A 16015-nucleotide genomic window follows, 5' to 3' on the forward strand; every position below is an offset into this window, starting at 1 on the left:
CGGCCGCCGGTAGCGGCACCCGTGTGAGACCGGGGCCGCGGCACGCGGCCCCGAGGAAGTCGCTGCTGACCAAGCTGCAGATGCCGGCGGGCAAGGCGATAGCCCTGGCCGCGATGCCGACGGCGGTCCTGATGGGCATGGGACTGACCCCGAGGCTGGCCTCTGCCGACGAACTGCCGAAGAACCCGTTCTCCGGTACGAAGTGCGTGGAGCAGCCCGACGAGCCCTCGCCGTCCTCGACGCCGAGCAGCACGCCGGGCAAGGGTGGCAAGCAGGACGAGCAGGACAAGCCGGAGACGCCGAAGCCCTCGGTGACCCCGACTCCCGGCGCGTCCGACTCCGGCACGGGCGCCGGGGACGACAAGGGCGACAGCGGCGCGACCTCCGGGTCGGGCGGTGGCTCGGGTGCGACGACCGACCCGTCCACGCCGTCCACGCCTTCGACGAAGCCGTCCTCCAACCCGCTGGACCCGCTGGGTCTCGGCGACGCGCTGGGCAACCTGCTGGGCGTCGACAAGAAGAGCACGGACTCCGCCCCGGCGGACACCGCGCCCTCCGCGACGGCCACGCCGACCCCGAGCGCCACGTCGCAGACCCCGAAGACGGACACCACGCACAAGCCTGTCGACAAGACCGTCAAGGACACCACCGACGAGGTCAAGAAGGCGCTGTCCGAGGTCACCAAGGCCGCGGGCGACGCCACCGACAAGGCGACGCAGGCGCCCGACAGCACGCCCGACCCCTTCGCCACGTCGGCGGACGGGAAGACCCCGTTCCCGTGCGCGACGCACGACGCGCAGGCCCTGGCCGACGCGGCCTACCAGGAGACCCCCGCCCTCCTCGCGGACGACCCCTGGACGCTGCACAGCAGCCTGCTGACCCTCACGGGCCTGGACTACAAGGGCATCGTCGAGGTGAAGACCTGGAGCGGGAAGGTCAAGCCGGTACTGAAGTTCACGGCCTCCACCCTGGACATCAAGGACCTGGACCAGGAGGTCGTCGGCCCGAACGGCACCGTCGGCCACGTCGCGGCGCGCAAGGGCAGCACGTCGACCATCCGCGGCGGCACGGTGACGATGTACACCGAGTCGCTGAAGGGCAACCTCTTCGGGCTCATCCCGATCGAGTTCACGCCCGACACCCCGCCGCCGGTCAACGTGCCGATCGCCTTCTTCACCAATGTCACGGTGAAGCAGGCCGCCCAGTTCGGCGGCACCCTGACGGTCCCCGGTATGCACGTGTACAACACCCCGGACTGACCGGGCCCGGACCCTTCCGGGAGCCGCACACGGCGGAGGGCGCCCACCCCTTGCGGGGGAGGCGCCCTCCGCCGTTCTCCGTCGGCGCGGCGCGGGTCAGACGGCGCGGTGGCCGAGGTGGTGCACCCGCACGAGGTTGGTGGTGCCGGCCTCACCGGGAGGCGAACCGGCGGTGATGATCACCGTGTCGCCCTCGGCGTAGTCGTTGAGCTTCAGCATCTCCTCGTTGACGATCTCGACCATCTCGTCGGTGGTGCTGACGTACTGCACAACGGTGGTCTGCACGCCCCAGGTCAGGGCGAGGAAGTTGCGGGTCGACTCGTCGGTCGTGTACGCGACCACCGGCTGCGGCACGCGGTAGCGGGCCAGCCGGCGCGCGGTGTCGCCGGACTTGGTGAAGGCGACCAGCGTCTTGGCGTCCAGGTAGTCCGCGAGCTCGGCGGCGGCACGGGCGACGGCGCCGCCCTGGGTGCGCGGCTTGCGGCCGTTGAGCGGCCACAGTCCCTGCTTGAGCAGCTCGACCTCGGCGGCCTCGATGATCCGCGACATGGTCTTCACGGTCTCGATCGGGTACTTGCCGACGCTGGACTCGGCGGACAGCATCACCGCGTCCGTGCCGTCCAGGATCGCGTTGGCGACGTCGGAGGCCTCGGCGCGGGTGGGACGGGAGTTGGTGATCATCGACTCCATCATCTGGGTCGCCACGATCACCGGCTTGGCGTTGCGGCGGCACAGCTCGATGAGCCGCTTCTGCACCATGGGGACCTTCTCCAGCGGGTACTCCACCGCCAGGTCGCCACGGGCCACCATCACGGCGTCGAAGGCCGCGACGATGTCCTCCATGTTGTCCACCGCCTGCGGCTTCTCCACCTTGGCGATGACCGGCACGCGGCGGCCGACCTCGTCCATCACGCGGTGCACGTCGCGGATGTCCTTGGCGTCGCGCACGAAGGACAGCGCGACCATGTCGACGCCCATCCGCAGCGCGAAGCGCAGGTCGTCGATGTCCTTCTCGGACAGCGCGGGGACGTTGACCGCCGCGCCGGGCAGGTTGATGCCCTTGTGGTCGGAGATGACACCGCCCTCGACGACCAGGCAGCGCACGCGGGCGCCGTCGACCTCGGTCACCCGCAGCGCGACGTTGCCGTCGTTGATCAGGACCGGGTCGCCGGACCGGACGTCCCCGGGCAGGCCCTTGTAGGTGGTGCCGCAGATGGTCTTGTCGCCCGCCACGTCCTCGGTGGTGATGGTGAACTCGTCACCGGCGACCAGCTCCACGGGGCCGTCCGCGAAGGTCTCCAGACGGATCTTGGGGCCCTGGAGGTCGGCCAGCACACCGATGGCGCGGCCGGTCTCCTCCGAGACCTTGCGCACCCGGTGGTAGCGCTCCTCGTGCTCGGCGTGGCTGCCGTGGCTGAAGTTGAAACGGGCCACGTTCATCCCGGCTTCGGCCAGCGTTTTCAGCTGGTCGTAGGAGTCGACGGCGGGACCCAGGGTGCAGACGATTTTCGCTCGGCGCATGAGGACGATCCTATCAATTTGTTCCGCTCCGGAATTTTCCCGTGCGGGGGAGTCGTGGACGGTGCGGACGGCGGCCATAGACTAGAGCCTCCAGGTGGCCTGGAGGCGTCACCGGCCGGTCACCAGCGCGTACGTCTGCCGGGCGATCTCGTGCTCCTCGTCGGTCGGGACGACCGCCACCGCCACCTTGCTGCCGGCGGTCGACACCAGCCGCGCGGAGCTCGCGCGCACCGTGTTGCGCACCCCGTCCAGTTCGATGCCCAGGGCCTCCAGGCCGCGCATCGAGGCCTCCCGCACGGCGGCGGAGTTCTCCCCGACACCCGCGGTGAAGGCGATCGCGTCGACCCGGCCCAGGACGGCGGTGTAGGCGCCGACGTACTTGCGCAGCCGGTGCACGTAGACGTCGAAGGCCAGCCGCGCGGACTCGTCGCCCTCCGCCATGCGCCGGCCGATCTCCCGCATGTCGTTGTCGCCGCACAGGCCCAGCAGACCGGAGCGCTTGTTGAGCAGGGTGTCGACGTCGTCCACCGACATCCCGCCCACGCGGGTGAGGTGGAAGACCACGGCCGGGTCGAGATCACCCGAGCGGGTGCCCATCACCAGGCCCTCCAGCGGGGTCAGGCCCATGGAGGTCTCCACGCACGCGCCGCCGCGCACGGCGGAGGCGGAGGCGCCGTTGCCGAGGTGCAGCACGATCACATTGACCTCGGCGGGGTCCTTGCCCAGCAGTTCGGCCGTGGCCCGGCTGACGTACGCGTGCGAGGTGCCGTGGAAGCCGTAGCGGCGCACCTGGTGGGCGTCGGCGGTCTCGCGGTCGATCGCGTAGCGGTACGCGTGCTCGGGGACGGTGGAGTGGAACGCGGTGTCGAAGACCGCCACCTGCGGCAGGTCCGGGCGCAGCGTGCGGGCCACCCGGATGCCGGTGATGTTCGCCGGGTTGTGCAGCGGGGCGAGCGGCACGAGCTCCTCGACGGCCGCGAGCACGGCGTCGTCGACCAGCGTCGGCTCGGTGAACCGGGTGCCGCCGTGCACCACGCGGTGCCCCACGGCGGCCAGTTCGGGGGAGTCCAGGCCGAGGCCCCGGGCGGCCAGCTCGTCCGCGACGACCTTGAGCGCCTCGGCGTGACCGGCGACCCCGCCGCGCTCACCGATGTGCTCCACGATCCCGGCCGCCGGGCGGCTGCCGTCTGCCATGTCGATGAGCTGGTACTTCACCGACGAGGAGCCGGAGTTGAGGACGAGGACGCGGGTCGCGGTCACCGGTTTTCTCCCAGGTCGGTCGGGGCGGTGGTGCCCAGGTCGCCCTGGGCCTGGATCGCCGTGATGGCGACCGTGTTGACGATGTCCTGCACCAGCGCGCCGCGCGACAGGTCGTTGACGGGCTTGCGCAGGCCCTGCAGCACGGGGCCGACGGCGACGGCGCCGGCCGAACGCTGCACCGCCTTGTAGGTGTTGTTGCCGGTGTTGAGGTCCGGGAAGATCAGCACGGTGGCCTTGCCCGCCACATGGGAGCCGGGCAGCTTGGTCTCGGCGACCTGCGCGTCCACCGCCGCGTCGTACTGGATCGGGCCCTCGACCAGTAGCTCCGGGCGGCGCTCGCGGACCAGTTCGGTGGCCCGGCGCACCTTGTCGACGTCCACGCCGGAGCCGGAGGTCCCGGTGGAGTACGAGAGCATCGCCACCCGCGGCTCCACCCCGAACTGGGCGGCGGTCTCCGCCGACTGGATCGCGATGTCGGCCAGTTGCTCGGCGTCGGGGTCCGGGTTGACCGCGCAGTCGCCGTACACCAGCACCTTGTCGGCCAGGCACATGAAGAAGACCGAGGAGACGATCGACGCGTCCGGCACGGTCTTGATGATCTCGAACGCGGGCCGGATGGTCGCCGCGGTGGAGTGCACCGCGCCGGAGACCATGCCGTCGGCCAGGCCCTGCTGCACCATCAGCGTGCCGAAGTACGACACGTCGGCGACGACGTCGTAGGCGAGTTCGTAGCTCACGCCCTTGTGGGCGCGCAGCTTGGCGTACAGCTCGGCGAAGCTCTCGCGCAGCGGCGAGGTCTGCGGATCGGTGAGCACCAGGCCGGGGACGTCCACGTCGATGCCGAGCTCGCCGGCCCGGCGGCGGATGGCGTCCTCGTTCCCCAGCAGCACGATGTCGCACACGTTGCGGCGCAGCAGCACCTCGGCGGCGTGCAGGATGCGCTCCTCGGCGCCCTCCGGCAGCACGACCCGGCGCCGCCCGGAGCGGGCCCGCTCGATGAGCTCGTGCTCGAACATCATCGGGGTGACGCGCTCGCCGCGGACCACCGACAGCCGCTCGGTGAGTTCGGCGCTGTCGACATGCGTCTCGAAGAGGCCGAGCGCGGTCTCGGCCTTGCGCGGGGTGCCCGCGCCGAGCTTCGCCTCCAGGGCGAACAGCTCGGCGGCGGTCGGGAAACTGCCCGTCGGCACCGACATCACCGGGGTGCCGGGGGCGAGCCGGGCGGCCAGCGCCATGATCTCGGGTCCGGGCACCTCGTCGAGGGTGAGCAGGATGCCCGCGATGGGCGGGGATCCGGCCGAGTGCGCGGCGAGCGAGCCGATGATGAGGTCGGCGCGGTCGCCGGGGGTGATCACCATGCAGCCGGGGGTCAGCGCGCGGATGAAGGTGGGCAGCATCGCGCCGCCGAAGACGAAGCCCAGGACGTCCCGGGAGAGCCCGCTGGGGTCGCCGAGCAGCACCTCCGCGCCGAGGGTCTCGACGATCTGGGAGACCGTCGGCGCCGAGAGCGCGGGCTCGTCGGGCAGTACGTACGCGGGGACCGGCAGCAGCCGGCGCAGCCGCCCGGCGACCTCGTCCAGGGTCTCCCGGGGCACCCGGTTGGCGATCATGGCGACGATGTCGCAGCCGAAGCCGGAGTAGGACTGGTGGGCGTTGCGCACCTCGTCGACGACCGACTCCGCGGTCTGGTCGCGCCCGCCGACCACCGGGACCACGGAGGCCCCGAACTCGTTGGCGAGGCGGGCGTTGATGCCCATCTCGCCCGGCAGGTTGGTCTCGTGGAAGTCCGAGCCGAGCACGAGCACGGTCTCGTACTCCCTGGCCACCAGGTGGTAGCGCTCCACCAGCACGGCGATCATCGCGTCCCGGCCCTGCTCGGCCTGGAGGGCCGCGGCCTCCTCGTAGCTCAGGCCGAAGGCGGTCGCGGGGTCCTGGGTGAGCCGGAAGCGGCTGCGCAACAGGTCGAACATCCGGTCGGGGGTGTCGTGCACCAGCGGGCGGAACACGCCCACGCGGTCGACCTGGCGGGTGAGCAGCTCCATGACGCCGAGCTCGACGACCTGCCTGCCGTCCCCCCGGCCGACCCCGGTTACGTACACGCTGCGCGTCACGCGCTCTCTCCGTTCCTGCCTGTTGGAATCACCCAATCGGGTGGCGGATGCCTCTTGACATTACAGTCCGCTGTGCGTATGACGCGCGGTGGGTCAGGCACGGATCTACGATGCGAAAGAGGCGACCTGGGACGCTACCGGAGGGAGCGCGGAGCGCCATGCGTATCGGAGTGCTCACCGCGGGCGGCGACTGTCCAGGGCTCAACGCCGTCATCCGTTCGGTGACCCATCGCGCGTTGACGTACCACGGCGACGAGGTGATCGGCTTTGAGGACGGCTTCAAGGGACTGCTGGAGGGCCGCTACCGCACCCTCGACCTGAACTCCGTCAGCGGCATCCTCGCCCGCGGCGGCACCGTGCTCGGCTCCACCCGGCTGGAGCGCTCCCGGCTGCACGAGGCCGCCGACAACTGGCGCACCGTGTGCGCGGACTACGGCCTCGACGTGCTCATCCCGATCGGCGGCGAGGGCACCCTCACCGCGGCCCGGCTGCTCGCCGAGGCGGGCATGCCGGTCGTCGGCGTCCCCAAGACCATCGACAACGACATCTCGGCCACCGACCGCACCTTCGGCTTCGACACCGCCGTCACCGTGGCCACCGAGGCCATCGACCGGCTGAAGACCACCGCCGAGTCGCACCAGCGCGTCATGGTCGTCGAGGTGATGGGCCGGCACGCCGGCTGGATCGCTCTCGAGTCCGGCATGGCCGGCGGCGCCCACGGCATCTGCCTGCCCGAGCGGCCCTTCGACCCCGCCGACCTCGTCGCGATGGTCGAGGAGCGCTTCGCGCGGGGCAAGAAGTTCGCCGTCGTCTGCGTCGCCGAGGGCGCCCACCCCGCCGAGGGCACCATGCCCTACGTCCACGGCGAGATCGACGCCTACGGCCACGAGCGCTTCGCCGGCATCGGCACCCGGCTCGCCGCCGAGCTGGAGCAGCGCCTGGGCAAGGAGGCCCGCCCGGTCATCCTCGGCCACGTCCAGCGCGGCGGTGTCCCCACCCCCTACGACCGGGTCCTGGCCACCCGCTTCGGCTGGCACGCCGTCGAGGCCGCGCACAAGGGCGCCTTCGGCAACATGACGGCGCTGCGCGGCACCGCGATCGAACTGGTGCAGCTCGCCGAGGCCGTGACCGTCCTCAAGCGGGTCCCCGAGGACCGCATGCAGGAGGCGGAGTCCGTCTTCTGAGGACGGTCCTCCGAGGTGGCGCCGGTGTCACGGCTTGCGCGCGGTCGCCCAGCGGTAGGTGAGCTCGGGCCGTCCCACCTGGCCGTACTGCGGCGCGCGCACCGCGCGGCCGATGTCGACCAGGTGCTCCAGATAGCGGCGGGCGGTGATCCGGGAGACGCCGACCTGCTGCGCGGCCGCGCTCGCGGACAGGCCCTCCTCGGCATCGCGCAGCGCGGTGGTCACCGCCTCCAGCGTCGGACCGCTCAGGCCCTTGGGCAGCGCCGAGGCCTCGGGGCTGCGCAGCGCCGCCAGCGCGCGGTCCACCTCGTCCTGCCCGGAGGCCTCGCCGCCCGCCAGCTCGTCGCGGTAGCGCGCCCAGCGCTCCAGCCGGTCGCGCAGCGCCGGGAAGGTGAAGGGCTTGAGCAGGTACTGCACCACGCCCACCGAGACCGCCTGGCGCACCACCCCCAGGTCGCGGGCCGAGGTCACGGCCACCACGTCCGCGGTGTGCCCGGCGGCCCGCAGCTTGCGCACGACCTGCAGCCCGTGCCCGTCCGGCAGATTGAGGTCGAGCAGGATCAGGTCCACCTCGTGCCGCTCCAGCGCCCGCAGCGCGGCCCCGCCGGAGTGCGCGACGGCCGCGACCTCGAAGCCGGGCAGCCGCTCCACGTACAACCGGTGGGCGTCGGCCGCCACCGGGTCGTCCTCCACCACCAGCACCTTGATCACGCCGGCACCCCCGGCCGCAGCGGCAGCCGCACCGTGAAGGCCGCCCCGCCGGTCTCGGCCCGGTCCAGGTCCACGGTGCCGCCGGCCCGCCGCGCCGCCTGTTCCACCAGGGCAAGGCCCAGGCCGCGGCCCTCGCTCTTGGTGGTCCAGCCGCGCCGGAAGACCTCGCGTACGGTGGCCGGGTCCACGCCGCTCCCGTTGTCGGCGACCCGCAGCAGCAGTTCCCCGCCGTCGGCGTGGGCGGTCACCCCCACGTGCGGGCGGGCCGCACTCCGGCCGGCGCCCTCGATCGCGGCGTCGATGGCGTTGTCGATCAGGTTGCCCAGGATGGTGACGAGGTCGCGGGAGGCCAGCGCGGCCGGGAGCACGCCGTCGTCGATACGGCTGTCCTCACTGACGGTCAGTTCGACGCCGCGCTCGCTGGCCTCGGCCGCCTTGCCCAGCAGCAGCGCCGCCAGCACCGGTTCGCCGACCGCCGCCACCACACGGTCGGTCAGCGCCTGCGCCAGCTCCAGTTCTGCGGTCGCGAACTCCACCGCCTCGCCGGCGCGGCCCAGTTCGATCAGTGACACCACGGTGTGCAGCCGGTTGGAGGCCTCGTGGGCCTGCGAGCGCAGCGCCTCGGCGAAGCCGCGCACCGAGTCGAGTTCGCCGGTGAGCGCCTGGAGGTCGGTGTGGTCGCGCAAGGTGACCACGGTGCCCCGGCGTTCGCCGCCGAGCACCGGCGCGGTGCTGACCACCACGACCCGCTCGGCGGTCAGGTGCACCTCGTCGACGCGCGGTTCCGCGGCGAGCAGCGCGCCGGTCAGCGAGGTCGGCAGGCCCAGTTCGGCGACGTAGGCGCCGACCACGTCCCCGGGCAGCCCCAGCAGTTCGCGGGCCGCGTCGTTGCAGAGCGCCACGCTGCGGTCCGCATCCAGCAGGATCAGGCCCTCGCGCACGGCGTGCAGCGTGGCCTGGTGGTAGTCGTACATCCGGCTCAACTCGTCGGCGGCCATTCCGTGGGTGTGCCGGCGCAGCCGGGCGTTGGCGAGGTAGGTGCCCAGGCCGCCGACGGTCAGGGCGGCGAGCGCGAAGCCGATCAGGACGGTGAGCTGGTCGCGTACCTGGCCGGTGATGGCCTGGACGGTGATGCCGATGCTCACCAGCCCCACGATCCGGCCCCGGTCGCGGATCGGGGTGACCACGCGCACGGACGCGCCCAGCGTGCCGGTGTAGGTCTCGGTGAACGTCCGGCCGTGCTGCGCCGGGCCTATGTGCCCGAGGAAGGGCCGGCCTATCTGGGTCGTGTCGGGGTGCGTCCAGCGGATGCCGGCCGGGCTCATGATGGTGACGAAGGCGACGCCGGTGTCCTCGCGGACCTGCTCGGCGTACGGCTGCAGGGCACGGGTGGGGTCCGTGCCACGGATCGCATCCGCGACGGAGGGCGCGTCGGCGACCGCCCGCGCCGCCGCGGTCACCCGGTCCTCGGCCGCCGAGACCGCACGGCTGCCCGCGTTCACGTACACCAGCACGGCGATGCCCGCGACCACCATGGCCACGACGACGACCTGCATCGCGAAGAGCTGCCCCGCGAGGCTGCGCGGGCGCGTGCGCCGGCGCGGCCGGGGGCTGCGAGGAGGGGGGAGGGCCTGCATGCCCACCAGTGTGCACGCGTGCCGCGAACTCAATGAACGCAAACGTGACCTGGCTCACTGCGCGGGCGCATAGTCACCGGGACCCAACCATTCGCGGGCGTCCGGGACGGCGTCCGACCGGACCGAGGAGACAAAGGTGTCAGTGCCGGTGCAGAGCCGCAGCCAGGGCCGCAGGGACCGGACCCATTACCTCTACATCGCGGTGGTCGTCGCCGCGATCGCCGGCGCCGTGCTCGGCCTCGTCGCCCCCGACGCAGCGGTCGAGTTGAAGCCCATCGGCACCGGCTTCGTGAACCTGATCAAGATGATGATCTCGCCGATCATCTTCTGCACGATCGTGCTCGGCGTCGGCTCGGTACGGAAGGCCGCGAAGGTCGGCAAGGTCGGCGGGCTCGCCCTCGGCTACTTCGTCGTCATGTCGTTCGTGGCGCTGGCCATCGGCCTCGTCGTCGGCAACATCCTGCAGCCCGGCGACGGGCTGCACCTGACGGACGCCCTGAAGGACGTGGGCCAGGCCCAGGCCAAGGACGCGCCGGCCGAGTCGCTGCCGGACTTCGTCCTCTCGATCATCCCGGTCACCCTGATCTCGGCGTTCACCGAGGGCCAGGTGCTGCAGACCCTGCTGGTGGCGCTGCTCGTCGGCTTCGGCCTGCAGGCCATGGGCTCGGCGGGCGAGCCGGTGCTGCGCGGCATCGGGCACATCCAGAAGCTGGTCTTCCGCGTGCTGTCCATGATCATGTGGGCCGCGCCGGTGGGTGCGTTCGGCGCCCTCGCGGCGGTCGTCGGCTCGGCGGGCGTCGATGCGCTCAAGGCCCTGGCCACGATCATGCTCGGCTTCTACGTGACCTGCCTGATCTTCGTGGTCGTCGTGCTCGGCCTGATCCTGCGGCTCGTCGCCGGGGTCAACCTCTTCCAGCTGCTGAAGTACCTCGGCCGGGAGTTCCTGCTGATCGTCTCGACCTCCTCGTCGGAGTCGGCGCTGCCCCGCCTCATCGCCAAGATGGAGCACCTCGGCGTCAGCCGCCCGGTCGTCGGCATCACCGTGCCGACCGGGTACTCCTTCAACCTCGACGGCACCATGATCTACCTGACCATGGCCTCGCTGTTCATCGCCGACTCGATGGGCCAGCCGCTGGCCATCGGCCAGCAGATCACGCTCCTGCTCTTCATGATGATCGCCTCCAAGGGCGCCGCCGGTGTCACCGGCGCGGGCTTGGCGACGCTGGCCGGCGCCCTCCAGTCGCACAAGCCGGCCCTCGTCGACGGCGTGGGCCTCATCGTCGGCATCGACCGCTTCATGAGCGAGGCGCGCGCCGTCACCAACTTCGCGGGCAACGCGGTCGCCACCGTACTGATCGGCACCTGGACCAAGGAGTTCGACCGCGAGCGTGCCGAGCGGGTGTTCGCCGGAGAGCTGCCCTTCGACGAGACCACGCTCGTCGACGACGGCCACGGCGAGCCGCCGGCCGAGCCGGTGACCACGGAGAAGGAGCCGGTGCCGGCGGCCTGACCGGCCGCCCCCTCACGTCCCGCCGGGCTGCTTCCCCCGTCGCCCGGCGGGACCGTACGTTCCGTTTGCGGCGGTCCCGGCTTCCGGCAGGAGCCGGGGCCGCCGGTGCGTGATGATCGCTCCATGACGACGCACACCGGGTACGCCTCCGCGTCATTCGACACGTACGCCTCCAACACCGCGTTGTACGCCGACACCGCCCTGGCCGAGGGCACCGACTGGGCCCGGCGCTTCCGCCGGCACGCCGCCGCCGACGACCCTGCCACGGATGCCGCCGCCCGGCCCGGCGACACCGTGGTCGTCGCCCCGCATGCCGGTGGCATCGAAGCCGGCACCTCCGAACTCTGCCTCGCCGTCGCCGGGTACCACCCCGCCGATCTCGCGCCCGCCCCGCCAGGCGGCCCGGTGTACGACTTCTGGATGTTCGAGGGTCTGCGCGTCACCGGGAACGGCGCCCTCCACGTCACCTCCACCCGCTGCGACGACCCGGTCGCCCGCGCGATGGCGGCGGGCAGCCTGCGCGTGCTCTCGCTGCACGGCTGCACATCCGGGCAGGCGGGCCTGCCGGAGGACGCCCAGGCCGTGCTCGTCGGCGGCGCGGACACCGCCTTCGCGGGGCAACTGGCCGCCGCCCTCACCGACGCCGGTCTCCATGCACTCGACGCGTCGGGCATCAAGGAACTCGCGGGCCTCTCCCCGGCCAACATCTGCAACGGCACCCGGCGCGGCCGCGGCGCCCAACTCGAGATCACCGCCCCGCTGCGCACCGCCATGTTCGGCACCCACACCCGTGCCGGACGGGGCAGCACCACGATGCCGGTCTTCTGGAAGCTCGTCTCCGCCGCACGCGCGGCGATCGCGGCCGCGTCCTGAGGCCCTGCCGACCCGCGGGCGTCACTCCCGCGTGGTGCCCGACCGATGCGCGACGGAGGTGACGGGCCGTCGGGCGTCGTCAGGACCGGGCGTCAGTCCCACCACATCACGACGTGCTGCCCGCGCCGCGCCGCCTCCGCGTAGAACGTGCGCAGCGCGCTGAAGCGTTCGGTCAGGTACGCCTCCGGGTCGCGGAGCCCGTCGATCCCGCGCATGCCCGGCCGCAGCGGCAGCACTGCGGGCCAGTCGAGGGCGGCGAGCGCGTGCGCGACGGCGGCCACGCCCTCCGGGGCCAGGGCCGCCGGGGGAGGGCCGAAGGTCCCGACGGCGTCCGGGTGGTCGAGGAAGGCGACGTCCACCTCCGGGTCGCCCGCCGTGGCCCGCCGGAGGGCCGCGAGCAGGAGGTCGTCGAGTCCGGCGCGGCGGCAGGCGTCCTCCAGGGGGCGGGGCGCCCAGTCGAGATCGAGGACGTCCCCGGCGGCCGGGTCCCAGCCGGGGCCGGCGTCCTGACGGCGGGCCGCCGTCGCGCGGCACCGGGCGAGGTCCGCCGTGTGGACGCGGGCGAGGAGCTGGGTCACGGCCATGAGGGGGCCTCCGCGCGGCTCACGATGGGCTCGCGAACTGCTCCTGCGAGCAGGCGGCTTGGGCACGGGTCATGTGCCCGAGCGTCGAGGGCCGGGGGCGGGTCCCGCCACCGGTTTTCCGGGCCCGGGAGGGGCGTGAGCAGCGCCACAGGGGGATTGTTCAATCCCGTACTTCTTCTGTGCGACCATCGCTGTGGGGAGAGGAACCGGGGACCCGGACAGCACCCGGCCCCTCTCCCCTCGGCCAGGGCTCCGGCTGCCGCCGGCCAAGGGTGTTCCCCCGCTTGGTGCAGGGCTCCGCGCGAATTTTGCGGTGTGCGCCGGGCGTGGCCGGGCCGGTCGGAGAGCGGGCGCGCGAGGCCTGTGCGCCGGGTTCACGGCATGCGACGGGACGCGCCGGAAGGCGGCACGCGGGGGTGCGTGCGGCAGGGCGCGTGAACCGCTGCAGAAAGTTCGTCTCGGTTCTTGGATATGGCCAATTCCCGCTCCCTGTAAGGGAGATAATCACACAGCCCGGCGTTGGGGTGGGGCGTCCGCGCGTCCACGTGCCGCGCGTCTACTGCATGTGGCGTAAAACGTGCACTTGCGGTCGTTTCGCTCGCGCCCTTGTGGTCCGCTCGCTCGTTGTGGGTGTGCTGCGTCGCCTCCGAAGGTCGCGTGCGTGTCGCGTGCTGCGTCGCGCCTTTGGGGGTCCGGGATGCAATGATTTTGGTGTATTTCGGACAATCGGCGTGCGCCCCAACGCACCTTTAGTCACCAAGGACCACTATGACTGCCAATCTCGCTGTGAAGGCCGACAATGGCGCCCCGGCCGGGCGTCCGCAGGTGCAGCGGAGGATCCCGCTGGCGGAGCTGGCGTCCCGCGGCAGCTCCGTGGCCTCTCCGGCCCTCGGTCGCGTGATGCCCGCCGCGGCCTCCGCCGGGAACGTCCCGGTCGCGGCCTTCCAGTCGTTCAGCAGCAAGTAAGCACACCGACTCGGGGATTCCGGGCGCCGCAGTCATGGAGCCATCAGCGCCGACCAGGCCGTTGTCGCAGTTCGTCCTGAAATTGCACAGTCGGTGTGATTTGGCGTGCGACCACTGCTACGTGTACGAGCACGCGGACACGAGCTGGAAGCAACGGATCCGGGCGACGCCGGACGAGGTGTTCGACCGTGTGGCGGCACGGATCGCCGAGCATGCCGCGGTGCACCACCTGGACGCCGTCCAGGTGGTGTTCCACGGGGGAGAGCCCCTCCTGGCCGGCCCGGCACGCATCCGCCGGGCGGCAGAGGCATTACGCGGGGCGCTGGACGGCCGCTGCACGCTGGAGCTCGGCATCCAGACCAACGCCGTCCTTCTGAGCGAGCGATTCTGCGACATTTTCGATGAGTTCGGCATCTCGGTCGGCGTCTCCCTCGACGGCGGTCGGGCCGAGAACGACCGCCACCGGCGGTTCGCGGACGGGCGGAGCAGCTACGACCGCGTGGTGAGATCGATCGGGCTGCTCCGGGAGCCGCGCTACCGCCATCTCTACGGCGGCCTGCTCTGCACGATCGACGTGGACAACGACCCCCTCGCGGTGTACGACGCACTCATGGCGCTCGAACCGCCCCGTATCGACTTCCTGTTGCCCCACGCCACGCACGACGTGCCACCCGTGCGCCCCGGCGGCCCCCCCGCGCCCTACGCGGACTGGCTGCTGACGATCCACCGGCGCTGGACCGCCCAGGGGCGCCCGGTGCCCGTGCGGGTCTTCGACTCCGTGCGCCGGATGCTGCGCGGTGGGAGCAGCCTCGTGGAGTCGATCGGCACCGACCCGGTCGACCTCGTCGTGATCGAGACGGACGGGACGTTCGAGCAGGCCGATTCGCTCAAGACCGCCTACGACGGGGCCCCGGCCACCGGCATGGACGTGTTCACGCACTCCCTGGACGAGGTGGCCGCCCATCCCGGGATCGCCGCCCGGCGGCAGGGCAAGGAAGGTCTGAGCGACGAGTGCCGCCGGTGCCCGGTGGTCGACGTCTGCGGCGGGGGACTGTACGCGCATCGCTACCGCACGGGGAACGGATTCGCGAACCCGTCCGCGTACTGCGCCGACCTGATGGAGTTGATCCTCGGTATCCGCGACGCCGAGGACGAGCAAGTGGATCGGGAGATTTCGGTGACCACCGCGCCGGGGCAGCAGGACGGGTCCTCGCTGACCGAGGAACAGATCGACCAACTGGCCGCCGGGTACGGCGACGCCGGCACCGTCGCGGCGCTCGCCGCCGAGCAGCTCGGGATCACCCGCGGTCTGCTCACCGCGGTCTGGGAACGCGCCCCCCGGGACGCCAGGACCGCCGCCGTCTGGCGCGTGCTCGCCGAGGTCGACGAGGCCGCGCCGGAGGCCGTGGACACCGTGCTGGCTCATCCGTACGTCCGGCCGTGGGCCCGGCGCTGCCTGGAGACGGGCGGCGACGGGGGTGCGGACGTCGCGGGGCTCGCCGAGGTCGCGGCCGCCTCGGTGGTGCGGTCCGCGGGCCGGTACGGGGCGACCGTGCGGGTGCCCGTGCGCGGCGGTGCGGTACGACTGCCGGGCCTCGGCCGGGTGCTGGTCGGCGCCGCCGACGGTGACGAGGCGGAAGTGGCCGCGGACGCGGGCGGATTCAGCGTGAGCGCCGCGGGCCGGACGCTGCGGATCGCCGCGCAGGGCCCGGCGGACGCGTGGTGGCATCCCGTACGGCGGGTCGGCCCGGCCGGCTGGACCGTGGCGCTGGAGGACACCGACCCCTACCGCGACGCCCACCAGTGGCCGCCGGTGTCCCGGCAGGACGAGTCCGAGGTCAAGGCCTGGCACGAGGACCTGGTCGCGGCCTGGGACTTCCTCGGCCGCGAACTGCCCCGCTACGTGCCGGGGCTGGCCGCAGGGCTCGGGACCATCACCCCGCTGGTCCCGCCGGGCGACGGGAGCGACGTGAGCGGGGCCGCGCGGCAGGCGTTCGGCGCCGTCGGCATCGCACGGCCCGCGACGCCGGTCACGCTGGCCCTGCTGGTGGCGCATGAGTTCCAGCACGTGAAGCTCGGCGCCGTGCTGGACCTGATGGACCTGTTCGACCCGGACGACACCCGGCTCTTCCACGCGCCCTGGCGGTCCGACCCGCGTCCGCTGGAGGGCCTGCTCCAGGGGACGTACGCGCACATCGCCGTCGCCGAGTACTGGCGCGCCCTGGCCCGCCAGGGCGTCCCGGAGGCGGCCGCCCCCTTCGCCCGCTGGACCCGCGAGACGGCGGAGGCGGTCGACCGGCTCGCCGGCAGCGGCTCGCTCACCCCGCTGGGCGAGCGCTTCGCGGCCCGGATGGCCGGCACCGTCGCCCCCTGGCTCTCCGAAGTGAACGGGGTCTGAG

At 72.4% G+C, this 16015-nt stretch carries 12 protein-coding genes; 6 read left to right on the forward strand and 6 right to left on the reverse strand.

Annotated elements, in window-relative coordinates; all coding sequences use genetic code 11:
* The first annotated feature begins 23 nt into the window (after positions 1–23).
* Positions 24–1259, forward strand: coding sequence for a hydrogenase expression protein HypF (locus tag ACFYXS_RS08410; protein WP_389245253.1), 1236 nt, complete (start codon positions 24–26; stop codon positions 1257–1259).
* Between the two features lie 96 nt (positions 1260–1355).
* Here ACFYXS_RS08410 and pyk read toward each other — a convergent pair whose 3' ends face one another.
* The 3 genes from pyk to pta form a co-directional block, all read right to left on the reverse strand.
* The gene (gene pyk, locus ACFYXS_RS08415) at positions 1356–2780 is read right to left on the reverse strand and encodes a pyruvate kinase (RefSeq protein WP_389245255.1); all 1425 of its coding nucleotides are present in this window, start codon (positions 2778–2780) and stop codon (positions 1356–1358) included.
* A gap of 108 nt (positions 2781–2888) precedes the next feature.
* Entirely contained in the window at positions 2889–4040 is a 1152-nt protein-coding gene (locus ACFYXS_RS08420; RefSeq protein WP_389245257.1) for an acetate kinase, read from the reverse strand.
* Positions 4037–6151 (reverse strand): phosphate acetyltransferase, encoded by a 2115-nt coding sequence (gene pta, locus ACFYXS_RS08425; RefSeq protein WP_389245259.1) that lies wholly within the window; start codon positions 6149–6151, stop codon positions 4037–4039. Before pta ends, ACFYXS_RS08420 begins: the two co-directional genes overlap by 4 nt.
* Positions 6152–6309: 158 nt before the next feature.
* On the opposite strand from pta, the gene ACFYXS_RS08430 reads away from it, so the two are divergent.
* Complete coding sequence (locus tag ACFYXS_RS08430) at positions 6310–7335, forward strand: ATP-dependent 6-phosphofructokinase (protein ID WP_389245261.1); 1026 nt, start codon at positions 6310–6312, stop codon at positions 7333–7335.
* A gap of 27 nt (positions 7336–7362) precedes the next feature.
* Here ACFYXS_RS08430 and ACFYXS_RS08435 read toward each other — a convergent pair whose 3' ends face one another.
* Entirely contained in the window at positions 7363–8046 is a 684-nt protein-coding gene (locus tag ACFYXS_RS08435; RefSeq protein ID WP_389245263.1) for a response regulator, read from the reverse strand.
* Positions 8043–9683: an ATP-binding protein gene (locus ACFYXS_RS08440; RefSeq protein ID WP_389245265.1), complete on the reverse strand. Its 1641-nt coding sequence runs from the start codon at positions 9681–9683 to the stop codon at positions 8043–8045. Before ACFYXS_RS08440 ends, ACFYXS_RS08435 begins: the two co-directional genes overlap by 4 nt.
* A gap of 142 nt (positions 9684–9825) precedes the next feature.
* Between ACFYXS_RS08440 and ACFYXS_RS08445 the strand changes: the two genes are divergently transcribed.
* Positions 9826–11193 (forward strand): cation:dicarboxylate symporter family transporter, encoded by a 1368-nt coding sequence (locus ACFYXS_RS08445; protein ID WP_389245818.1) that lies wholly within the window; start codon positions 9826–9828, stop codon positions 11191–11193.
* Between the two features lie 123 nt (positions 11194–11316).
* On the forward strand, positions 11317–12066 hold the full coding sequence (locus ACFYXS_RS08450; RefSeq protein ID WP_389245267.1) for a poly-gamma-glutamate hydrolase family protein: 750 nt from the start codon (positions 11317–11319) through the stop codon (positions 12064–12066).
* Between the two features lie 92 nt (positions 12067–12158).
* Here the strand turns inward: ACFYXS_RS08450 and ACFYXS_RS08455 are convergent, their stop codons facing one another.
* Positions 12159–12650, reverse strand: a complete 492-nt coding sequence (locus ACFYXS_RS08455; RefSeq protein WP_389245269.1) for a DUF1877 domain-containing protein — start codon at positions 12648–12650, stop codon at positions 12159–12161.
* A gap of 768 nt (positions 12651–13418) precedes the next feature.
* Between ACFYXS_RS08455 and fxsA the strand changes: the two genes are divergently transcribed.
* Both fxsA and ACFYXS_RS08465 read left to right on the forward strand, forming a co-directional pair.
* A complete protein-coding gene (gene fxsA / locus ACFYXS_RS08460) occupies positions 13419–13616 on the forward strand; it encodes an FxSxx-COOH cyclophane-containing RiPP peptide (protein ID WP_389245271.1) in 198 nt (65 codons plus the stop codon).
* A gap of 34 nt (positions 13617–13650) precedes the next feature.
* Positions 13651–16014 carry an FxsB family cyclophane-forming radical SAM/SPASM peptide maturase gene (locus ACFYXS_RS08465; protein WP_389245273.1) on the forward strand — a complete coding sequence of 788 codons (2364 nt, stop codon included), beginning with the start codon at positions 13651–13653 and terminating at the stop codon, positions 16012–16014.
* Position 16015 lies beyond the last annotated feature (1 nt).

It is taken from the genome of Streptomyces sp. NPDC002574 (assembly GCF_042889545.1).
Taxonomy (GTDB): domain Bacteria; phylum Actinomycetota; class Actinomycetes; order Streptomycetales; family Streptomycetaceae; genus Actinacidiphila.